This window comes from Microbacterium sp. SORGH_AS_0969, assembly GCF_030818255.1.
GTDB lineage: Bacteria > Actinomycetota > Actinomycetes > Actinomycetales > Microbacteriaceae > Microbacterium.
In genome coordinates this window covers 2145241-2166322 of record NZ_JAUTAG010000001.1, presented here as the reverse complement: position 1 = coordinate 2166322, position 21082 = coordinate 2145241, and the positions used below count along the sequence as shown (strand labels likewise).

The following is a 21082-nucleotide window of genomic DNA, read 5'->3' as shown; positions in this document are numbered from 1 at the left end:
CGAGTCCTCTCCCCGCGACTACGATACATTGTTGTATCCGATACGGTGATGTATCGACTGTCCGCCGATCGTGGGAGCCGCCACCGTGTCAACTTTCCTGTACACCCTGGGCCGCTGGTCGTTCCGTCACCCGTGGCGGGTCCTGAGCGCGTGGCTGCTCATCCTCGTGCTCGCGGGCGGCGGCGTCGCTCTCCTCGCCAAGGGAACCGACAACACCTTCGCCATCCCCGGCACCGAGTCGCAGGCCGGTCTCGAGATGCTCGACCGCACCTTCCCCCAGGTCAGCGGGGCCAGCGCCGAGATCATCGTCGTCGCGGCCGACGGCGCGAGCGTGCGCGATCAGGCGTACCAGGACGCCATCCAGAAGACGACCACCGACATCGGCACGCTCGACTTCGTCGAGGCCGTCACCGACCCCTACGACGCGAACATCTCCGGCAGCATCGCCGACGACAACCGCGCCGCGATCGTGCGCATCCAGTTCGCGGGCGAGGCGTCCTCCGTCCCTCAGGCGACGGAGGACGCTCTGCACGAGGCGACGACGGCGCTCGGCTCCGCGCTCCCGTCCGGCGCGCAGGCCATCCTCGGCGGACAGCTCTTCGCCACCGAGATCCCCGGAGCATCCCTCACCGAGGCCCTGGGCGTCGTGATCGCCGCCCTCGTGCTGATGGTGACGTTCCGTTCGTTCCTCGTGGCCGGGATGCCGCTGGCCACCGCCCTGCTCGGCGTCGCCCTCTCGGTGGCTCTGATCTTCATCGCGACAGGTTTCGCGACCGTCTCGTCGACCACCCCGTTGCTGGCGGTCATGCTGGGGCTCGCGGTCGGCATCGACTACGCGCTGTTCATCGTGTCGCGACATCAAGACCAGACACGGGCGGGGATGGACCCCGAGGAGTCGACCGCCCGCGCGGTCGGCACCGCCGGCTCGGCCGTCGTGTTCGCCGGGATCACGGTCCTCATCGCCCTCATCGGTCTGGGCTTCGCGAACATCCCGTTCCTGACCACGATGGGCATCGCGGCATCCGTCGCCGTGGCCATCGCCGTGTGCGTCGGGCTCACGCTCACCCCGGCCTTCCTCGGCTTCGCCGGGCACCGCGTGGTCGGGTGGGGCTTCAAGAGGCCGAAGAAGCCCTCCCGCCGTGCCCGCGCGGCCACCGGGCCCGCCGACGACGCCACGGTCGCCGCGGCCGCTGCGGCCGCTGCGGCGGACGCTGCCGAGCGCGAGAAGAAGGCGGAGACCGCGGCCATCCGCGCCCAGCGCAACGGCCCGGCCCGTCGCTGGGTGGGCCTGGTCACCCGGCATCCCCTGGTCACCACCGTGGCGGTCATCGGCCTGCTCGGAATCACCGCGATCCCCGCCACGAGCCTCGCCCTCACTTTGCCCAATGCCGGGCAGCTGCCCCCGGGCAACCCCGCGCGCGTCGCGTACGAGCTGACCGACGAGTACTTCGGTCCCGGCGCCAACGGCCCGCTGATCATGACCGGGACGATCGTGACCTCGAACGATCCGCTCAACCTCATGAAGGACATCGGCGACGAGATCGCCAAGATCCCCGGCGTCGCCGAGGTCGCCCTCGCCACCCCGAACCAGACCGCCGACACCGGGATCGTCCAGATCATCCCCGAGACGGCCCCCGACGATCCGCGCACCGCCGATCTCGTGCGCGAGCTGCGCTCGCAGGAGCAGCGGCTGTACGACGAGTTCGGCGTGCGCCTTCTCGTCACCGGCTACACCGCGGTCACGATCGACATCTCCGATCAGCTCGGCGCCGCCCTCCTCCCGTTCGGGATCTTCGTCGTCGGCCTCTCGCTGATCCTGCTGATGATCGTCTTCCGCTCGATCTGGGTTCCCCTGACCGCCGCGGGCGGATACCTGCTCTCGGTCGCCGCGTCGTTCGGCGTGGTCGCCGCGGTCTTCGAGTGGGGCTGGTTCGCCGACGCCCTGCACGTCGCGAAGGTCGGCCCGATCATCAGCTTCATGCCGATCGTCGTGATGGGCGTGCTCTTCGGCCTCGCGATGGACTACCAGGTGTTCCTCGTCTCGCGCATGAGAGAGGACTACGTCCACGCGAACCGCGAGGGTCGCACGCCGCGCGAGGTCGCGCTCGGTGCCGTCCGCAGTGGGTTCGTGGGCTCGGCTCGCGTGGTCGTCGCCGCCGCCGTCATCATGTTCGCCGTCTTCGTCGCATTCGTCCCCGAGGGAGACTCGAGCCTCAAACCGATCGCCCTGGGCCTCGCCGTCGGCGTCGCCGTCGACGCGTTCCTGGTTCGCATGACACTCGTCCCGGCGGTTCTCGCCCTGCTCGGCGACAAGGCCTGGTGGATGCCGCGCTGGCTCGACCGTCTGCTGCCGAAGCTCGACGTCGAGGGCGAGGCGGTCGAGCGCGAGGTGCGGCTCGCCGACTGGCCGAGCGAACCCGCCATCGCCGTCGCGGCCGACGAGCTGACCGCCGTCGGATCCTCGGATGCCGACCAGCCGGTGTTCCGTGACATCTCACTGCGCCTCGGATACGGCGGAACCCTCCTGGTCACCGGCGAGAGTCGGATGACCCGCACGCTCCTGCTCGCCCTGTCGGGACGCCTCGCCGGGATCGAGGGTCGGTTGCGCGTCGACGGTCTGCTCGTCCCCGAGCGCGCGGGGGCCGTCCGAGCCCGTGTCGGGGTGGCCCTGCTCGACGACACGGCCGACGCGGCTCGCACCGTGGCCGACGCCGTGGGTCGCGGCACGCGCATCGTGGTCGTCTCGGACGTCGACCGTCTCGACGACGACGCCCGCGACGAGGTGGCGCACGTGCTGCGGCGTGCCGCCACCGAGGCACGCGAACGCTCCGGCGACGCGTCGTCCCCGTTCACGCTCATCGTCTCGGCGCGCGACGAACGCCGGGCCCTCGCGCTCCTGTCCGAGGCGCTGCGCCCCGACGTGGCATCCCTCGCCCTGCCGACGCCGCGCGGGCACCGCACCGAACCCGAAACCTTCGCCGATCTCTCCGAGGTGTTCGCATGACTCTCCCCGTCGAGCGCTCGCGCTCACGCCGCCCCGTGACCTGGCGCACCCTCGTCGGTGTGCTCCTGCTGCCTGCCGTCATCGGCGGCATCCTGGTCGGCGCGCTGTACAACCCGACCGACCGACTCGAGAACATGACCGCCGCGATCGTCAACGACGACAAGGCCGTCGAGCTCAATGGGCAGCTGGTGCCGCTCGGTCGTCAGCTCACCGGCGGACTCGTCAAGGGAGCCGATGACCAGGCGAGCAACATCGACTGGGTCATCTCGAACGACGAGGACGCGGCGGCGGGCCTGAAGGACGGCACCTACACGGCGGTCGTCACGATCCCCGAGAACTTCACGGCTGCCTCGCTGTCGACCCGCCCCGGAGAGACGCCCGAGAAGGCCACGATCGACGTCGCCACCGCGCCCAACGCGCGCGTCGTGGACGGCGCGATCACCGCGACCCTGGCATCCACCGCCTCTTCGGTCTTCGGCACCGAACTGTCGTCGCAGTACCTGAAGAACGTCTTCCTCGGCTTCACGACCCTGAGCGACCAGCTCGGCAGCGCCGCGAGCGGCGCGCACCAGCTCGCCGACGGCGCGGGCCAGGCCGCGACGGGCGCGAACGGCCTGCGAGACGGCCTGGGGCAGCTGTCGAACGGAGCGGGTGACCTCTCGACGGGTCTCGGTCAGCTGGCCACCGGTGTCGGCTCGCTCTCCGGCGGCGTCGGCCAGCTCGCCACGGGCGCCGACCAACTCGCTGACGGGACGGGCAAGCTCGCCGCGGGCGCCGGCGATCTCGCGAACGGTGCGGGCCAGCTCTCCGGCGGACTCGACGGCCTCGCGGGCGGGGCCGACAAGCTGTCAGCGGGAGCGACGAGTCTCGCGAACGGCACCCGCGACGCGGCCTCCGGTGTCGGCAAGCTCGCGACGGGTGCCGACGGGATCGCGGACGGCAATCGGCAGCTGGCCACGCAAGTCGGTCAGATCGCGGATGCCATCCCCCCGGGCTTCGAGGACACCGCCAAGGAGGTCGCCGCGGCAGCGCCGAAGGTGAACGAGGCGCTGGGCACCGCGGCCGGAGACCTCGAACGTCTCGCCGACTCGTGCGACCCCGAGAAGACCCCCGACCTGTGCACGCAGCTGCGCGCCGCGTCTGACCGCGCGAACGCCGAACTGCCGAACGCCCAGCAGACCGTGACCGACATCGGCAAGATCGCCGGGCAGGCGGCCGAGCTGCCGGCGGGCGTCCGCGCGATCGCCGACGCCAATGCGAAGCTCGCGGACGGTGCCGAAGGACTGGCATCGGGGGCGCGCGATGCGGAGACGGGGTTGAACACGATCGCGGGCGGAATCGACGGAGTAGCCGGCGGTGCGAGCGACCTCGGCAACGGCGCGCGACAGCTCGGCGCGGGTGCCTCGCAGCTCGGCTCGGGTGCGACGCAGCTGGCCGACGGCGCTCAGGCCGCGGCCGGCGGTGCCGGGCAGCTTGCGACCGGGGCGCGCACGGCCGCCGACGGTGCAGGTCAGCTCGTCAGCGGTGCGGACAGCGCCGCGGGAGGCGCCGCGAAGCTCGCGGACGGAGCCCAGGGCGCCGAGACCGGCGCAGGCCAGCTCGCCGACGGCGTGAGCCAGGTGGCATCCGGAACCTCGTCGTTGGCCTCCGGCCTCGACAGCGCCGTGGCGCAGCTACCGAAGTACACGGATGCGCAGGCGACGACCCTCGCCGACGTGGTCGCCGACCCCGTCTCGGCGACCGGGACGAGCGACTCGCTCTTCGGAGCCGCAGCCGTCCCCCTGCTCGCGATGGCGGTGCTGTGGTTCGGGGGTCTGGCGTCGTTCGTCGCGTTCCAGGCCGTCTCGGCCCGCGCGCTCACCAGCCGTCGCCCGTCGGCGCTCGTCGCCCTCCGCGGCTTCGCGCCCGCGGCGCTCGTCGGCGCCGTGCAGGGTCTGCTGGTCGCGGGGGTGGTGCAGGTGGCATCCAAGTACGACTGGGGCGACTGGGCCCTGTTCGCGCTCGTGTGCGTCGCCGCGGGTGTCGCCTTCGCCGCGGTGCACCAGGCGCTCGTCGCGCTGTTCGGTGGAGCCGGGCGATGGATCGCCGCGATCGTCGGCAGCCTGGCCCTCGCCGCGACGATCGTCTCGACGGTTCCGCCCGTACTCGCCGGCATCGCGTCGCTCCTGCCCACCTCCCCCGCCTACGACGCGATGCTCGGCGCCCTGTCGTCGGCAAGCGGAGTCGGGGCCGGTGTCGCCGGGCTGGCGGTCTGGGGCGTGCTCGCGCTGATCGTGACGACGCTGGTGGTCGTCCGGCGCCGCACGACGTCGGCGCGCGCCGCCGCGGTGCTCGCCGCGGCGTAGGCGGGGCGCGGCGCCGCATCCCTTCTCCTTCGTTGAGTGTCCAAAACACGCCGTAACCGCCACCTTCATAACGGCGTGTCTTGGACACTCGACGGGGTGCGGCCGTCCACGACGCGATGGGAGCAGACGCGGCGACTCCTTCTGCACAGGGCGGTGTTCTCTCCACAGACGAGAGGGGACAGCGAAACGCCGGACGGAAGTCCGGTGAGATGGCGCGATGCGACCTCCCCGGCCCTTGCCCGCAAACCTCGGCGCGGCGTTTCATGTGCAGGATGCCGACGAACTGCACGTCCCGCGTCGTCGGCTGATAGCGCGCGACCTGAACGCGCCTTTTCACGGCGTGCGCGCGTCGGCTGACGTGCCCGTCGATTCCGTTCTCGAGCGCTGCCGGACATATCTCCCACGACTGCACCCCGGCCAGTTCTTCAGCCACGCGACAGCGGCACGGCTCTGGGGAATGCCGTTGGCCTGCCGACACGACGCGGTCATACACGTCAGCGCCGTCCCTCCCGCAAGAGAGCCCCGCACGAAGGGCGTCATGGGTCATCGCCTCACCCTCTCGTCTGACGAGATCGCGACGCTCGATGGCTTACCCGTGACAGCGAAGGTCGCGACGTGGGCGCACCTCGCCACGGTCGTCAGCGAGGCCGACCTCGTGGCGATCGGGGATTGGCTCCTCGCCCACGACGTTCCGCCATCTGCGCTCGCGGCGGCCGCGGGAAGGCACCGCCACCGGGGCATCGTCGCGCTACGTTCGGCCGCGGGCCTCGCGCGTCCCGGCTCCGAATCCCCGCGCGAGTCGCGCGTTCGACTCATTCTCGTCCAGGCGGGGCTCCCCGAACCCGACCTGAACTGGACGCTCCGCGATCCGTCTGGCGCATTTGTTGCCCGGCTCGATATGGCCTACCGAGATCACCGTGTGGCGGTCGAGTACGACGGACGACAGCACGCCGACGCTGAGCAGTTTCGAAAGGATGCCGACCGCTGGCGCGCTATCGCCGCGCAGGGCTGGACCCTTGTCCGCATCGTCGCCCACCACCTCGACTTCCCGGAACGCGATGTTGTGGCTCCCGTTGTGGCCGCGCTCCGCGCCGCCGGTTGGCGCCCGTGAGCCGCGGCATCCGGTTCAGTGTCCAAAACACGCCGCAACTCCGACTCGAGTTACGGCGTGTTTTGGACACTCAACGGGTGGGCGCGCGCGCGGGGCGCGGCGGACGCGCGGGCGCGCGGCCGCACCCCGGCGCGCCGCCCCGCGTGCCTACTGCGTCAGACCGCTGTACGCGTGCAGGCCCTTGAAGAAGACGTTCACGATCGTGAAGTTGAACAGCACGGCCGAGAAACCGATGATCGACAGCCAGGCCGAGCGGGTGCCGCGCCAGCCGCGGGTCGCGCGGGCGTGGATGTACCCGGCGTACAGCACCCAGATGACGAACGTCCAGACTTCCTTGGTGTCGAAGCCCCAGAAGCGACCCCAGGCGTCGTTGGCCCAGATCGCGCCCGCGATGAGCGTGAAGGTCCAGAAGATGAACCCGACGATCGCGAAGCGGTAGGCGAGCGACTCGAGAGCGTCGGCCGACGGGAGCGTGCGCAGGAAGCTGCGGCGGCCGGCGGCATCCACCGGCGCACCAACGAGCTTGCGCTCGCGCCGCGTCTGCAGCAGCTGCACGACCGAGAGCCCGAAGGCCAGCGCGAACAGCGAGGTCGCGAGGATCGCGACGAAGACGTGGATGACGAGCCACACCGACTTGAGCGGATCGGCGAGCGGCGTGACGTCGACGTGGTACGCCAGGGTCGCGCCGCCCAACAGCACGATTGCGAGGCCGGTGATGAACGACCCCAGGAAGCGCAGGTCGTACCGCGTCAGCGACGCGAGGTAGACCATCACGATGAGGAGCAGGCCGGTCAGGGCGAACTCGTACATGTTCGACCACGGCACGCGACCGGCGGCGAAGCCGCGCAGCACGGTCGCCGCGAGGTGGAAGAGGAACCCGAGCGCGGTCAGCGCCGTCCCCATGCGCGCCCACAGATAGCGCGGCTTGTCGGTGAACGAGGGACCGGATGCCACACCCCCGGCCGAGGCGTCGATGACGCCCCCGCCACCGGCCGTGACGAGCTCGCGAGCGACGACCTGGTCCTTCGCCTTCACAGCGAGGTCGGAACGGCGCGCGAGGTCGATGGCGTAGGCGATGAACGCCAGCACATAGACGCCGACCGCCGTCCACACCAGGAGAAGGGAGATCTCGTCGAGGAGGAGCGAGTTCGGTCCGGGCATGGTCTCAGTCTACTTTTCCGGTGTCGGGGTGGGACGGGTCGGTCGGAGCGGATTCGGCACCGTTCGCGGGGTCACTCGGGGCATCCCCCGCGGAGGTCGAAGCCGCAGAGGCCGAAGCCGCAGACGCGGCAGCGGCAGCGTCAGAAACAGGAGCAGCCGCGGGAAGCGACCCCCGATGCTTCTCGACCATCTGATCGACGGCCGCAGCGAGTGTCGGGTCTTCGCCGCGGGCGAGACCGGCGTACTCCACGAGCACCGCCCCGCCGCGCGGTGTCGCCTTGACCCACATGCGTCGACGCGGGACGAACAGGGCGGCAAGCAGACCGAACAGGGCCAGCAGGGCGAAAGCGAGCACCCACGGACCGGCGAGGTCACGGTGGATCGACAGCGACACGAAGCGCTTGACCGAACCGTCGTATCCCGAAGCGCCCGCCGGCGCGGCGTTGTCGAAGGTGATGGTGCCGAGCCCGTTGGGCAGGTCCTGGGTCTCGCCGGGCATGAGCCGGATCGCGGGGGTGCCGCTGTCGCCACCGGCGAGCTGCGTCATGTTGGTCGGGTCGAGCGTGTAGACCGAACGGGGCGTGCCGTCGTCGATGCCGAGGTCTCCCGCGTAGACGCGCAGAGTCAGCACGGGGTACTCGAGAGCACCGTAGGTCGAGGTCAGAGCGCCCGAGTCGAGCACGTTCATCGTCGGGTAGAAGAAGCCGATGAGGCCGAGCTGCTCCGGCATGCCGTCGGCGACTTTGATCACACCGAGCGAGGTCATGTTGGAGTCCTGCGGGAGGAACGCGACCGAGTCGTGGAAGACCTCTTCGCCCTGGGCGTTGCGGATGGTGACGGTGGGCGCGTAGCCGTTGCCGAGGAGGTAGACGCGGTCGCCCTGCACATCGAGCGGGTGGTTGACGCGGATCTCGCCGTCCTGCGGGGTGCCGCCGGGTGCCTGCGTGGTCATGTGCGCGACGAAGTCGCCGGCCTGCCCGCCACCGGGCTGCCCGGGGGCGACGTAGTTCACGTCGAACTTGTCGAGCGTCATCGAGTACGGCGTGAGGGTGTCGCCGCTGACGAAACGTCCGGGGTTGAAGGACGAGTAGTCGAGCAGGCTGTTCGCGAACGCCTGTCCCTCGACGAGCACGCGCTGGCCCGTGTAGGTGAAGCCTCCGCCGACGCCGACGGCGATCAGCACTCCGACCAGGGCCGCGTGGAAGACGAGGTTTCCGGTCTCGCGCAGATACCCGCGCTCGGCCGAGACCGAGAACGTTCCCCGCCCGTCGTATCGGGCGACGCGGTAGCCGCTCTTCTTCAACTGCGCGGCGGCGCTGTCGACGGCCGCGGCGGCGACGGCCGCGGCATCCTGGCCCTCCGGCACCGGCACGGTCACGTCGCGGTGATCGTCGAGGCGACCGAGCCGCGCGGGCGTGCGCGGGGGCTGCGAGCGCAGCGCCTTCCAGTGGTGCTTGGTGCGCGGAAGGACGCACCCGATCAGCGAGATGAACAACAGGATGTAGATCGCCGAGAACCACGGCGACGTGTACACGTCGAACATGCTCAGCTTGTCCAGCACCGGCGCGAGGTCGGGGTTGTCGGTGAAGTACTGCGTCACGCCGTTGGGGTCGGCGCTGCGCTGCGGGACGATCGATCCGGGCACGGCCGCGATCGCGAGGAGCAGCAGCAGCACGAGCGCGGTGCGCATGCTCGTGAGCTGTCGCCAGCCCCATCGCATCCAGCCGATGACGCCCAGGCGCGGCTGCGTGATGTCGTCGCCCCCGTCGCCGGAGGGTGTGGAGTCGGCGTGATCGGACGGGCGCAGGACGCCGTCGGTCGGCTCGGTCACGGTGCCACCTCGATCAGAGCGGGAGCTGGACATTGAGCATCACCCCCTGCAGCGTCGACATCCACGTTCCCCAGACGCCGACGACCATCAGCAGGCCGAGCACGATCAGCAGCACCCCGCCGATGAGGTTGACCAGGCGGATGTGCTTGCGGATGAACGCCACGGACCGTGTCGCCCAGCCGAAGCCGAGGGCCAACAGGATGAACGGGATGCCGAGGCCCAGCGAGTACGACAGCCCCAGCATCGCTGCCCGCCAGGGGTCGCCGACGATATACGACACCGAGATAATGGCGGTCAGCGTCGGGCCGATGCACGGGGTCCACCCGACGCCGAGCGCGATGCCGAGCAGGGGCGCCCCGATGAGGCCGAGGTTGCCGCGCGCCTGCATCCGCACGGAGCGCTGGGCGATGCCGAAGAGCCCGATGAAGACGAGGCCCATGAGGATGATGACGACGCCCACGATGCGCGTGATCACGTCGGCGTAACGAGTGAAGAACGCCCCCGCGGCCCCGCCGAGCACGTTGAGCGCCATGAAGACGACGGTGAAGCCGGCGATGAAGAGCAGGGTCCCGCCGAGCAGACGACCGCGACCGTTCCCGGATGCCGAGCTCCCCCGCGGTGCGACGGCGCCGCCGATGAAGCCGAGGTATCCGGGTACCAGCGGCAGCACGCAGGGCGAGAGGAACGAGATCAGTCCCGCGGCGAGGGCGATGGGGATCGCGAGCCAGAGTGCCCCGTCGAAGACGAGAGCGCCCGGATTCACGCGTTCTCCTCGAGCACGGTACGCACCATGGACTCGAGGATCGACGCCTCGGGCAGCTCGCCGATGATGCGGGCCGCCACGCGTCCCTGCTTGTCGAGCACGAGGGTGGTGGGGGTGGCGTTCAGGGGCGTCTTGTCGTTGAAGGCGAGCTTGAGCTCGGCGTCGTTCACGGCGAGGGCGCTGGAGTACGACACCTTGTTGTCGCGCGCGAACGACAGGGCGGTCGGACCCTGGTCGTACGTGTTGATGCCGAGGAACGCGACGTCCTGGCCCTGGAACGACTGGTACGCCTGCTCGAGTCGCGGCGCCTCGATGATGCAGGGGCCGCACGTCGCGTACCAGAAGTTGACGACGAGCACCTTGCCCGAGAAGTCGGCACTCGACACGGGCGAGCCGTTGTCGAGGGTTCCCGCGAAGTCGACGGGCTCCCCCCGCTGGTCGGGGGCGATCTCCTGGGTCTGGAACCCGTTGGCGGCGATGTAGCCCTTGTTGTCGCCCGCGCGGTACTGCTCGGCCAGCGGGTCGGTGGTGCAGGCGGACAGCCCGGCCACGAGGGCGAGGGCAGCGGTCGCGGAAGCGACGGCGGTGAGGATTCGGCGCATCACACGGCTCCTACGTCGACGGCCCCGGCGGTGCTCGCCGGTTCCGCGTAGGCCACTTCGACCCAGCGGCGGGAGCCGTCGGCGTCGTCGCGCCGTTCGAAGCTCGTCACGCTCGACAGCGCGCAGCGGCGCTTCCGGGGATCGTGGCGGGTGGGCTGGAGGGAGAGGGCGAGATGGGTCACCCAGATCGGGAGCTGGTGCGAGACGATGACGACATCGCCCGAGGGCACGCGGTCCCAGGCATCGGTCATGGCGGCCGTCATCCGCGCGACCACCTGGGCGTACGGCTCGCCCCAGCTCGGCACGGCGGGCCGGCGCAGGTGCCGCCAGTTGACCGGGTTCGCGAGCGCCTGCTTCATGCGGCGCCCCTCGAACACGTTCGTCGGCTCGATCACGCGCTCGTCGATCACGGGCTCGATGCCGAAGAGCGAGACGAACGGTTCGGCCGACTCGCGCGTGCGCTGCAGCGGTGAGGCGATGAGGGCCGACACGGGCCGATCGAGCCCGCGGACGTACTCGGCGGCCTGGCGTGCCATGTGCCGGCCGTCGACGCTCAGACCGAACCCGGGGAGCCGACCGTAGAGCACGCGACGGGGGTTGTGAACCTCCCCGTGGCGCACGAGATGAAGGCGATCCGCGGGCACCGGATCAGTCTACGGGCGGGTTCTGTGGTCTGACTGAGCGAGCGGGGCGGTTGTTTCGACGTGGAGATACCGACGATCGCGGTGGTTCGGAGGCTTCGACAGGCTCAGCCACCGCCAAGACGCCGGCCCGAGGTCCCTGAGCCCGTCGAAGGGACCGGCGTGGTCTCACACCTCGCTGTGCCGCGAGGCGAGCAGCGACCGGACGCGGCTGTACAGGAACCACGCCACCCCGATCGCGACGGCCGCGATGACGACGTACTGCAGGATCGAGGCGTACTCCTCGACGATGTGCCAGTTCTCGCCCAGCAGGTAGCCCGAGAGCACGAAGATCGTGTTCCAGATGAGGCTGCCCGCACCCGTGAGCAGACCGAAACGCCACATCGGCATCTTCGAGACGCCCGCGGGGATCGAGATGAGACTGCGGAAGATCGGGATCATGCGTCCGAAGAACACCGCCTTGCCGCCGTGGCGCTCGAACCAGGCCACGGTGCGATCGACGTCTTCGGGATGCAACAGGGGCATCTTCTCGGCGAAGCGGCGCAGGCGGGCTGCCCCGAGCCAGCGGCCGAGGCCGTAGAGCATGAACGCCCCGACCACGGATCCGACGGTCGTCCACAGCAACGCCTCGAAGAGGGTGAACGAACCGCGGCTCGCGGTCAGACCCGCCATCGGCAGCACGACCTCGCTCGGCAGCGGCGGGAACAGGTTCTCGAGGGCGATGGCGACCCCCGCCCCCACGGGGCCGATGACCTCCATGAGCGAGACGGTCCAGTCGGCGAGCGAGGTCAGCCAGGACTGCCCCTCCTCCGCGGAGGGGGCTGCCGCGGGTGCGACGGAAAGGGTCATGTCGGTCATCGGGTGCCTTCGCGCTCGGTGATCGGCCGCCCGTCCGGGCGCCCGTTCCAGGCTACGGCCCGGTCAGAGGCGAATCCTGGGGGTTGCCCCCGAGCGGGTTCTCGGATTCAGGATGCCGAGACCCCGAGGCTCACGATGGCTGCGGCGACGAACCACAGCGCCGTCATGAGCGCCATCGCGGCCAGCGGCACCCAGAAGGCCAGCCGTCGCTTGACCAGGAGCACGATCGAGACGACGACGCCGATCAGGAGCACCACCCACGGGGAGATCACGGCCGACCAGAGCCCGAGGTTCATGAGGTCGCTGTTGCAGTTCTGCACCCCGCAGGCGTCCGACGCGAAGGCCAGGAACAGACCCGCGTACGACGCGGCGAGCGCGGCGAGCGGCAGCAGCACGAGGAAGACGATCGTGAGCACGATGTCCCACGTGCGCGAAGACCGATGCACGGGCTCGGGCCGGAGCGTCCGGAACGACTCCGGAGGCATCGAATAGGTCACGCCCGCCATCCTATGGATGCCACGGCCACCGCCGCTCGGCACGATGCCGCACCACGCCACGCCGCACCACGCCACGCCACGCCACGCCACGCACCGTCACGAAGTGGCGATCCGGTGCCCGCGCACCGTACCGTCGAGACGTGTCGTCCTTCCGGTCTCTCACGCCCGACAGGATCGACGCGCTGCTCCCCGTTTCCCTCCGCCTCCACCGGGAGTGGCGCAGCGCGCTCGTGACCCTGTCGTACGGCGGTGCCCTCCCTCCCCTCCCCCCGTCTGTGCTCGCGCTCCTGCGTGAGGCGGCCGGGATCGATCTCTCCCGCGCCGACGACGGCGTCGATCCGTTCGGGTCGCCGGCGTTCGGCATCCTGTACTCCCGGCTTCGTGCGGAACAGGTGCTCCGCGCCGTCTCGTCGCGCACCAATCTCACGATCGCGGGGACGACCGTGACCGTCGTGGGCGACGGGCTGCTCGCCGAGGCGCTCGCGACCTCGCTCCGCACGCTGGGAGCCGCGGTGATCCGCGCGACGGACGCACCCGTGGTGGCCCTCGCCGCACGCCTCGACGGATACCGCGTGCGAGCGCTCGACGCCCTCGCCTCCCGCGACACTCCCGTGCACCTCACGCTGCTGACCGGTGAGGGGCACGGCATCCTTCCCGTCGATGCCCTCGAGGGGCTCGTCGCCGACGCCTCCCCCGCGGGGACGGCGACCGCGGGCGTGCACACGTCGCCCTCGTCGCGCCCGCTCGTCGGGCAGGCGGGGAAGGCCTTCCTCGTCGAGATGCCGTCGCCGCTGCCGGAAGAGGACGCCCCTCCGGCCGCGACCCCGTGGCTGCTCCTCGACGCCCTGATCGCCCTCATCCTCCTCGACGGAGACGACGACCGCTTCGCCCGGGAGGTGACCCCGTGATCGGACGCATCGCCGACCCCTCGCTCTGGCGCGCGGGAGCGGACCGCATCGACTGGGCGCGCGCGCACATGCCGGTCACCGTGGTTCTCGCCGAGCGACTGCGCCGCGCGGGAACCGTCGCCGGGGTGCGAATCGGCGTGTCCGACGTGCTCGAGCCGAAGACCGCCGCCGTCGCCCTCGCCCTCGCCGAGGCGGGAGCCGAGGTGACGGTCACCTCGGCGGGCCGTAACACCGACGACGAGGTGGCCGCCGCCCTCGCGCACGCCGGCCTCGCGGTGTACGCGCGGGCGGATGCCGGGCGCTCCGAGGACCGCGAGAACGCGCTCGCCCTGCTCGACCACCGGCCCGAGGTGATCGTCGACGACGGCGCCTCGACGATCCGCCTCGTGCACCTCGAGCGTCCCGACGTCGGCGCCGAGATGCGCGGCGCGACCGAGCAGACCACGAGCGGCGTCCGACCCCTGCGACGCATGCACGCCGAGGGTGCGCTGCGCATCCCCGTGATCGCCGCCAACGACGCGCGGTCGAAGTCGCTGTTCGACAACCGGCACGGCACGGGCCAGTCGGTCGTCTTCGCGGTCGCCGACGTCGCGAACCGCTCGCTGCGCGGAGCGACTGTCGTCGTCGTGGGCTACGGGCGCGTCGGTTCCGGCATCGCCGAGCACGCCGCTGCCCTCGGTGCGCGCGTGATCGTCACGGAGACGGATCCTGTGGCGGCCTTGCAAGCGGCGTTCGCGGGCTTCCCGGTGCGCACCCTCGCTCAGGCCGCCGCCGAGGCCGACATCGTGATCTCGGCGACCGGCATCCGGCACACCGTCGACGTCGCCCACCTCGACGCCCTGCCGAGCGGGGCGATCGTGGCGGTCGGCGGAGGCGTCTCGCAGGAGATCGCCCTGGATGCCGCCCGCGCGGCCGGTGCGATCGAGATCGCGCGCGACGGGGCGGTGTCGACCCTCCGGATGTCGAGCGGATCGCTCGTGCACGTCCTCGACGACGGCAACTGCCTCAACGTCAGCGCGGCCGAGGGCAACCCGGTGCAGATCATGGACCTGTCGTTCGGGGTGCAGCTCGCGTCGGTGGAGTACCTGCTCACGACGCCAGGGCTCGGGGCCGCGGTGCACGAGCTCCCGCGCGGCGCGGACGACGAGGTCGCGGCGATCGCGCTCGCCTCTTTCGGGGGCACGGTCGACACCGTCTCGGCGGCGCAGCGGGAGTTCCTCGCCTCGTGGATCGCCGCAGAGGGAGACGACGAGTGAGCGTGGTCGTCCACCGCGCCCGCGTGGTTCTCTCTCCGGGCGCTCCGGCCCGAGCCGACGGAGCGGTCGCCGTGCGCGACGGTCGTCTCGCGGCGGTCGGCGGCTTCGACGAGGTCGTCCGCGAGTTCGACGCCCCGGAGGTCCACGAGTGGGACGGCGCCCTGACTCCGGGGCTCGTGAACGCGCACACGCACCTGCAGTACACCGACATGGCCGCGGTCGGACGCGCCTCGCACGAGGGCTTCGAGTCGTGGATGAGCGCCTTCATGGAGCTCTACCCCCTCCCCCGCGACTGGAGCGCGTCGGCCGCGGCCGGGGCCGCCCTGTGCCTGCGGTCCGGGACGACCGCGGTGGCGGAGATCGTCACGGATGCCGAGGCCGGGAGCGCTGTGCACGCGGCGGGGCTGCACGGGATCGCCTTCTGGGAGGTGCTCGGGTGGACCGAGAGCGCCTGGCACCTCGGGGGCCCCGACACCGTCCGCGCGCAGCTGGGCGCCCTGCCCACTCCCCCGGCGGTGGGCATCTCGCCGCACGCGATCTACTCGCTCGACACCGAGGTCATCCGCGACCTGTCCCGCCTGGCCGCGGAGTGGGGCGTGCGTCAGCACATCCACGCGGCCGAGTCCGCCTGGGAGGACGCCTACGTCCGCACCGGCACCGGCGATCTCGCCGAGCGGTGGCGCGCGAACGGTCGAGGCGAGTTCGCGCTGCTGCGAGACGGGGGCATCGGCACGGGCGTCATCCCGTATCTCGATTCGCTGGGTGCGCTCGGGCCGACCACGCACCTCGCGCACGGGATCTACGTCGATGCCGACGACCGTCGGCTGCTCCGCGAACGCGGGGTGAGCGTCGCACTCTGTCCCCGGTCGAACGCGGTCATCGGCCTCGACCCTCCCCCGATCGCGGCCTACCTGCGCGAGGGCAACGCGATCGCGGTCGGCACCGACTCGCTCTCGTCGTCGCCGAGCCTGTCGCTCTGGGACGACGTCGCCGAACTGTACCGCCTCGCACGCTCCCAGGGGTACGACGACGTCGATCTGCACGCCCGCCTCTTCCACGCCGCCACCGCCGGAGGGGCGCACGCCCTGGGTCTGGATGCCAGCGACCCGACCGGCATCCTGAACGTCGGTGCCCGCGCCGACCTCGCGGTGTTCCCGGTCGACGCGACGACCCCCGAGGACGCGCTCGTGGAGCTCGTCGAGTCCGGGCCCGGCGAAGCCTTGCTCACCGTCGTCGGCGGACACGTCCGCTGGCGCACCCCCGCCCGAGAAGAACGGACCACCGCGAATGTCTGACCCCCGGCCCCTGCTCTTCGGCCTGTACGAGCAGGCCTGCGTGGGCAACGGCTCCTCGGCGGCGAGCATGTGGACGCACCCCGCCGACGACCGCCTCTCCGCGACCTCGCTGCGCTACTGGATCGACCAGGCCCGCCGCGTCGAGGCGGCCGGCATGGATCTGTTCTTCTTCGGCGACGTGCTCGGCATGTACGACACCTACCGCGGGTCGGCGGCGACGGCGATCGAGACCGGCGTCGAACTGCCCGCGCTCGACCCGATGCTGCACATCCCCGCGCTCGCCGCGGTCACCGAGAACCTCGCCTTCGGCACGACCGTCTCGACGACGTACGAGCACCCGTTCGCCCACGCGCGCCGGTTCTCGACCCTCGACCACCTCACGGACGGGCGCATCGGCTGGAACGTCGTGACCTCGTACCTCCCGGGGGCCGCCGCGAACTTCGGCCTCGACGTGCTCGCCCACGATCAGCGTTACGACCGGGCCGACGAGTTCCTCGAGGTCGCGTACGCCCTGTGGGAACGCAGCTGGGAAGACGACGCGTTCCTCGGCGACAAGGCCTCGGGGCGCTTCGCCGATGCCGCGAAGGTGCACCGCATCGACCACGAGGGCGAGCACTTCCGTGTCGCGGGTCCCCACCTGAGCACCCCGTCGCCGCAGCGCACACCGGTCATCATCCAGGCCGGTTGGTCGCCGCGCGGCCGCGAGTTCGCCGCGCGCCACGCCGAGCTGATCTTCGTGGGCGACAGCGACCCCGTGGCGATCCGCGAGGGGCTGGCCGGCATCCGCAAAAGAGCCGAAGAACTGGGCCGGGATGCCACGCAGATCCGCGCCGTCGTCGGCATGAACCTCGTGGTGGCTCCGACCGACATCGCGGTGCAGGAGAAGATCGACTCGCTACAGGCGCACTACTCTTCCGAGGCGCAGCTCGCCGCCTACGCCGGGTGGGGCGGCATCGACTTCTCGCGGTACGCCGACGACGAGCCGCTGGTCAAGCGCGCCACCAACGCCACGCAGACGAAGGAGACCCGCGCCGACGCGCCCACGCTGACCGCGGGCGATGTGCGCCGGCAGTTCTCGCGAGTCACCGCGTTCGCCGACGACAGGTTCCTCGGCACCCCCGACGCCGTGGCTGACGCGATCGGAGCGTTCGTGGAGGAGTCGGGGGTCGACGGCTTCCTGCTGCACCCGTTCCTGTCGCCCGCGTCGGTCGAGGACTTCGCCGAGATGCTCGTCCCCGCCCTCACCGAGCGTGGGCTGTACGGCGGCTTCCCGAAGGACGGCACGTTCCGTTCCCGCCTGCGCTCCGACCGCCGCGACCGCCTCGCGGACGACCACCCCGCCCGCGCCGGCGTGCGCTGACGGGGCGGGCGTACCGAGCGAGGGCGGCGCGCGACGGCGGCGAGCGCGCCGGCAATCAGTCGCGCGAGGCGGGGCCGGTCGAGAGGGCCTGCACGAAGCGGCGGAGGAACTCCGTCTTGTCGAACGACGTGACGGCGCGGACCGACGGCCCGTCCGGCGTCCCCCAGACCAGCGGCAGCCCGTCGTTCGTCAGGGCGATCCGCGTGGCGAGCGAGTCCGCATACGGGGTGAAGTCCACCGGCCCCTCGATCCACCCGGTGACGATCTCGGGACGGTGCAGCACGACCGTGGCCAGGCCGTCGTGCGCCGAGGAGATCCGGCGACCCCACTTGTACTGGTAGAAGTCGTTGTAGGCGTCGAGCACCTCGCCCGCGAACGTCGCCCACGGGGTGCCGACCCCTCGCAAGACGGTGAGCACGTGCTCGTCGAGGATCGCCTGGGCGGTCACGTTCACACCCACCATGACGACGTTGCCGTTGTTGCGCGCACCGAAGACGATCTCGGCCGCTCGTCTGTCGTTGGCCGTGTTGGCATCCGTCAGGGTCGCCCCACCGGGCGGCGGGTAGGCGCCGGCGCCGCCCATGATGACGACGGAACGGTACTTCAGGAAGAGCTCCGGGTCGCGCTCGAGTGCCCGGGCGATATTCGTGAGCGGTCCGAGCGGGTGGAGGTCGACCTCGCCCGGGTTCTCCGCGGCGATGCGGACGATGGCATCCACCGCACTCTCGTCCTGGACGCGCAGCTCGGCACGCTCGAAGCGGTCGCCGAGCCCATCGGTGCCGTGCACGAAGTCGGCGATCGACGCCTCACCCTCGATGGGGGCGGCCTCGCCGAGGTGGATCGGGATGTCCTCGCGCCCGGCGAGCCGGAGGACGGTGCGGACGTTGCGCGCGGAGTCTTCGACCGGCGTGTTGCCGTAGATCGTGGTGATCGCCTCGATCTCGACATCGGGCTGTGCCAGCAGATACATGAGCGAGTGGGCGTCGTCGAGACCGGTGTCGGTGTCGACGAGCACGCGGCGAGAGACGGAAGAAGAAGGGGATGCCATGCCTTCACCCTGCCCGCTCGGTGCCTCCGACACGGCCCGGTGTTACACCGCGTGACACGTTCGTTCCCTGTTCGTCACGAGAAGACCCCAGAGTGAGGGGTGACGCGGGCGGACTCCGCCGCTCACCCCCACAGCACATGTCGATCGGCGCCGTCGGCGTCGTCGGGAACGGACACACCCATGGCATCCACGTCTCAGCGACTTCGACGCGTCGCTCTTCCCGCCGTCGGCCTCACCGCCGCTCTCGCCCTCACGGCCTGCTCCGGGGGCGGCCAGGCCGCGCCCGCCCAGACCGACGGCTTCGACGGCGTCTCGCTCACGGTGTGGAACAACATCGACTTCGAGCCCTATCAGGGCCTGCAGAAGAAGTACTTCGAGGACTGCGCGTCCGAGCTCGGCATCACGGTCGACGTCCAGACGCAGTCCGGCGACTACACGACGAAGCTCCTGCAGGCGGCGGGAGCCAAGTCGCTGCCCGATGTGGCCCTGCTCTCCACGGACACGCAGCTCCCGCAGCTCGCCTCGCAGGGAGTCCTCGCCGACCTCGGTCAGTACGACGTCAGCACCGACGGTCTGGCCGACAGCGTCGCCGGTCTCGGCACCTACCAGGACACCCTCTACGGCCTCCCGGTGCAGGTCGAGGACTACGCGATCTTCTACAACAAGGCGGCCTTCGCCGCGGCCGGTGTCCCCGAGACGGCTCCGAAGACGTTCGACGACCTCGTCAAGCTCGCCGGCTCCCTCACCACCGCCGACCAGAAGGGCATCGTGCTGCCCGGCATCGGCGGTGACGGCTCGACTCCCGTCTACTTCCTCCCGTTCCTGCTCTCGGCCGGCGGCGACCCCGCCGACCCGACCGGCGCCGGTGCCGTCGCGGCGGTCGACCTGTACAAGAACCTCGTGGCGAACGGCTCGCTGTCCCCCGAGTTCGTGAATTGGGGCTGGGAGTCGATCGACCAGTGGACCTCGCAGAAGGCCGCGCTGACCGTCTCGGGCCCCTGGAACCTCGTCGACACCTCGATCCCCTTCGAGTGGGGCACTTTCCCCTTTCCCACCGCGACGTCCGGCGAGTCCCCGAAGGTGAACCTGCTCGGCTACGCCTACGGCGTCGCCGCCAATGCGGATGCCCAGAAGGAAGCCGCCGCCGCAGCCCTGGTGAAGTGCCGCGCATCCGAGGAGAACCAGGTCGACACCGCCGTCCAGGGCGGCTACATCCCCGCTCTCACCAGCGCGCAGGCCACTTTCGTCGAGAAGGTCCCCGCGGCCGCTCCGTTCGTGGACGCGGTGGACGGCGCCTACAACTCCGCACAGCTCGGCACCGAGTGGAACACCCTGCAGCAGCAGTACGTCGACGCGATCCAGGCCGCGACCGTCGGCGGGCAGACCGCACAGGCCGCTCTGGAGCAGGCCAGCGGCAAGTGACAGCGGACACGCTGACGACGACCGGCCGGTCGGGGGTTCGCGCTCCCGGCCGGTTCCGGCGTTCGCTGGCGGCGCGTCAGCGCGGTGAGCTGTGGGGGTTCCTCACCCCCGCCATCGTCTTCTTCGTCGTCTTCTTCCTCTTCCCGCTCGGGTACGGCGTGTACATGAGCACGACGAACTACACGACGGGCACCTTCATCACCGGACGCGCGCCGTTCGTCGGCACGGCCAACTTCGAAGCGATCCTCGCCGAGCCCATCACCTTCCGCGCGCTGACGAACACCGTGACGATCACGGTCGTGGCGGTCGCGCTCGAGCTCGTCCTGGGACTCCTTCTCGCGCTGCTGTTCGCGCGCACCTTCCCGGGCAGTCGGTGGTTGCCCACCCTCATCCTCCTGCCGTGGCTGCTCCCCGCCGTCGTCGTCGCCACCGTGTGGAAATCGCTCCTGGCCGGCGACGGTCCGATCAACGACGTCCTGGGTGCGCTCGGCATCCCCGTCGAGGCGTGGCTCGCCAACCCGGCGACGGCGCTGCCCGCCGTGATCGTGGTCGCGGTCTGGGCGAGCCTGCCGTACTGGGCGACCATTCTCGGGGCCGCCCTCAAGCAGGTGCCCGCCGAGCAGCTCGAGGCGGCGCAGCTCGACGGCGCCGGCGCCTGGCGTCGACTCACCGCGATCGTGCTCCCCACGATCTGGCCCGTCGTCTCGGTGCTCGTGGTGATGAGCGTCGTCTACACGCTGCTCATCGTCGACCTCGTGCTCGTGCTGACCGCGGGCGGTCCCGCGAACAGCACGGTCACGCTCGGCCTCCTGTCGTACCGGCAGGCGTTCCAGCAGTTCCAGTTCGGGCAGGGCGGTGCCTACGGCATGCTGCTGCTCGGCATCAGCATCCTCTTCGCCATCGCGTACACCGTGATGTCGATCCGTCGGGAGCGTGAGGAATGACCGCGACCCTGCCCGCCGCGCCTACCGTCGACGCGG

Annotated in this window: 17 protein-coding genes; 9 read left to right on the top strand and 8 right to left on the bottom strand. The window is 70.9% G+C overall.

Annotated elements, in window-relative coordinates; translation table 11 throughout:
* Nucleotides 1-85 precede the first annotated feature (85 nt).
* The 3 genes from QE388_RS10010 to QE388_RS10000 all read left to right on the top strand — a co-directional run bounded on the left by QE388_RS10010 (nucleotide 86) and on the right by QE388_RS10000 (nucleotide 6460).
* A complete protein-coding gene (locus tag QE388_RS10010) occupies nucleotides 86-3004 on the top strand; it encodes an MMPL family transporter (protein WP_307385094.1) in 2919 nt (972 codons plus the stop codon).
* Nucleotides 3001-5349, top strand: a complete 2349-nt coding sequence (locus QE388_RS10005) for a YhgE/Pip domain-containing protein (protein ID WP_307385092.1) — start codon at nucleotides 3001-3003, stop codon at nucleotides 5347-5349. Before QE388_RS10010 ends, QE388_RS10005 begins: the two co-directional genes overlap by 4 nt.
* Nucleotides 5350-5887: 538 nt before the next feature.
* A complete protein-coding gene (locus tag QE388_RS10000; protein WP_307385090.1) occupies nucleotides 5888-6460 on the top strand; it encodes an endonuclease domain-containing protein in 573 nt (190 codons plus the stop codon).
* A 147-nt stretch (nucleotides 6461-6607) separates the two neighbouring features.
* Here QE388_RS10000 and ccsB read toward each other — a convergent pair whose 3' ends face one another.
* The 7 genes from ccsB to QE388_RS09965 all read right to left on the bottom strand — a co-directional run bounded on the left by ccsB (nucleotide 6608) and on the right by QE388_RS09965 (nucleotide 12813).
* Nucleotides 6608-7621 (bottom strand): c-type cytochrome biogenesis protein CcsB, encoded by a 1014-nt coding sequence (gene ccsB / locus QE388_RS09995; RefSeq protein ID WP_275801689.1) that lies wholly within the window; start codon nucleotides 7619-7621, stop codon nucleotides 6608-6610.
* Nucleotides 7622-7625: 4 nt separating this feature from the next.
* Nucleotides 7626-9485: a cytochrome c biogenesis protein ResB gene (locus QE388_RS09990; RefSeq protein ID WP_307385088.1), complete on the bottom strand. Its 1860-nt coding sequence runs from the start codon at nucleotides 9483-9485 to the stop codon at nucleotides 7626-7628.
* The gene (locus tag QE388_RS09985; protein WP_307385086.1) at nucleotides 9466-10215 is read right to left on the bottom strand and encodes a cytochrome c biogenesis CcdA family protein; all 750 of its coding nucleotides are present in this window, start codon (nucleotides 10213-10215) and stop codon (nucleotides 9466-9468) included. The genes QE388_RS09990 and QE388_RS09985 overlap by 20 nt, the downstream gene beginning before the upstream one ends.
* Nucleotides 10212-10817 carry a TlpA disulfide reductase family protein gene (locus QE388_RS09980; protein WP_307385085.1) on the bottom strand — a complete coding sequence of 202 codons (606 nt, stop codon included), beginning with the start codon at nucleotides 10815-10817 and terminating at the stop codon, nucleotides 10212-10214. The genes QE388_RS09985 and QE388_RS09980 overlap by 4 nt, the downstream gene beginning before the upstream one ends.
* On the bottom strand, nucleotides 10817-11461 hold the full coding sequence (locus tag QE388_RS09975) for a histidine phosphatase family protein (RefSeq protein WP_307385083.1): 645 nt from the start codon (nucleotides 11459-11461) through the stop codon (nucleotides 10817-10819). Before QE388_RS09975 ends, QE388_RS09980 begins: the two co-directional genes overlap by 1 nt.
* A gap of 165 nt (nucleotides 11462-11626) precedes the next feature.
* Nucleotides 11627-12316 carry a DedA family protein gene (locus QE388_RS09970; protein WP_363374255.1) on the bottom strand — a complete coding sequence of 230 codons (690 nt, stop codon included), beginning with the start codon at nucleotides 12314-12316 and terminating at the stop codon, nucleotides 11627-11629.
* Between the two features lie 107 nt (nucleotides 12317-12423).
* Nucleotides 12424-12813: a DUF6264 family protein gene (locus QE388_RS09965; protein WP_307385079.1), complete on the bottom strand. Its 390-nt coding sequence runs from the start codon at nucleotides 12811-12813 to the stop codon at nucleotides 12424-12426.
* 140 nt (nucleotides 12814-12953) lie between these two features.
* Here QE388_RS09965 and QE388_RS09960 point away from each other — a divergent pair, with 140 nt between their 5' ends.
* From QE388_RS09960 to QE388_RS09945, 4 genes are read left to right on the top strand one after another with little or no spacing between them, the layout of a single operon-like run.
* On the top strand, nucleotides 12954-13721 hold the full coding sequence (locus QE388_RS09960; protein ID WP_307385077.1) for a hypothetical protein: 768 nt from the start codon (nucleotides 12954-12956) through the stop codon (nucleotides 13719-13721).
* Nucleotides 13718-14977, top strand: coding sequence for an adenosylhomocysteinase (locus tag QE388_RS09955; RefSeq protein ID WP_307385075.1), 1260 nt, complete (start codon nucleotides 13718-13720; stop codon nucleotides 14975-14977). Before QE388_RS09960 ends, QE388_RS09955 begins: the two co-directional genes overlap by 4 nt.
* On the top strand, nucleotides 14974-16272 hold the full coding sequence (locus QE388_RS09950) for an amidohydrolase family protein (RefSeq protein ID WP_307385073.1): 1299 nt from the start codon (nucleotides 14974-14976) through the stop codon (nucleotides 16270-16272). The genes QE388_RS09955 and QE388_RS09950 overlap by 4 nt, the downstream gene beginning before the upstream one ends.
* Nucleotides 16265-17632, top strand: a complete 1368-nt coding sequence (locus QE388_RS09945) for an NtaA/DmoA family FMN-dependent monooxygenase (RefSeq protein ID WP_307385071.1) — start codon at nucleotides 16265-16267, stop codon at nucleotides 17630-17632. The genes QE388_RS09950 and QE388_RS09945 overlap by 8 nt, the downstream gene beginning before the upstream one ends.
* A 55-nt stretch (nucleotides 17633-17687) precedes the next feature.
* Here the strand turns inward: QE388_RS09945 and QE388_RS09940 are convergent, their stop codons facing one another.
* Complete coding sequence (locus QE388_RS09940) at nucleotides 17688-18680, bottom strand: nucleoside hydrolase (RefSeq protein WP_307385070.1); 993 nt, start codon at nucleotides 18678-18680, stop codon at nucleotides 17688-17690.
* A gap of 180 nt (nucleotides 18681-18860) precedes the next feature.
* On the opposite strand from QE388_RS09940, the gene QE388_RS09935 reads away from it, so the two are divergent.
* Nucleotides 18861-20102: an extracellular solute-binding protein gene (locus QE388_RS09935; protein ID WP_275801703.1), complete on the top strand. Its 1242-nt coding sequence runs from the start codon at nucleotides 18861-18863 to the stop codon at nucleotides 20100-20102.
* Entirely contained in the window at nucleotides 20099-21046 is a 948-nt protein-coding gene (locus QE388_RS09930; protein WP_275801704.1) for a carbohydrate ABC transporter permease, read from the top strand. The genes QE388_RS09935 and QE388_RS09930 overlap by 4 nt, the downstream gene beginning before the upstream one ends.
* Nucleotides 21047-21082: the final 36 nt, after the last annotated feature.

What these genes read in the sequence shown, in the direction of transcription:
- QE388_RS10005 (WP_307385092.1), top strand. Translation starts at nt 3,001, where the DNA reads ATGACTCTCCCCGTCGAGCGCTCGCGCTCACGCCGCCCCGTGACCTGG.
- QE388_RS10000 (WP_307385090.1), top strand. Translation starts at nt 5,888, where the DNA reads ATGGGTCATCGCCTCACCCTCTCGTCTGACGAGATCGCGACGCTCGAT.
- ccsB (WP_275801689.1), bottom strand. Translation starts at nt 7,621, where the DNA reads ATGCCCGGACCGAACTCGCTCCTCCTCGACGAGATCTCCCTTCTCCTG.
- QE388_RS09990 (WP_307385088.1), bottom strand. Translation starts at nt 9,485, where the DNA reads ATGTCCAGCTCCCGCTCTGATCGAGGTGGCACCGTGACCGAGCCGACC.
- QE388_RS09980 (WP_307385085.1), bottom strand. Translation starts at nt 10,817, where the DNA reads ATGCGCCGAATCCTCACCGCCGTCGCTTCCGCGACCGCTGCCCTCGCC.
- QE388_RS09970 (WP_363374255.1), bottom strand. Translation starts at nt 12,316, where the DNA reads ATGACCGACATGACCCTTTCCGTCGCACCCGCGGCAGCCCCCTCCGCG.
- QE388_RS09945 (WP_307385071.1), top strand. Translation starts at nt 16,265, where the DNA reads ATGTCTGACCCCCGGCCCCTGCTCTTCGGCCTGTACGAGCAGGCCTGC.
- QE388_RS09940 (WP_307385070.1), bottom strand. Translation starts at nt 18,680, where the DNA reads ATGGCATCCCCTTCTTCTTCCGTCTCTCGCCGCGTGCTCGTCGACACC.
- QE388_RS09935 (WP_275801703.1), top strand. Translation starts at nt 18,861, where the DNA reads ATGGCATCCACGTCTCAGCGACTTCGACGCGTCGCTCTTCCCGCCGTC.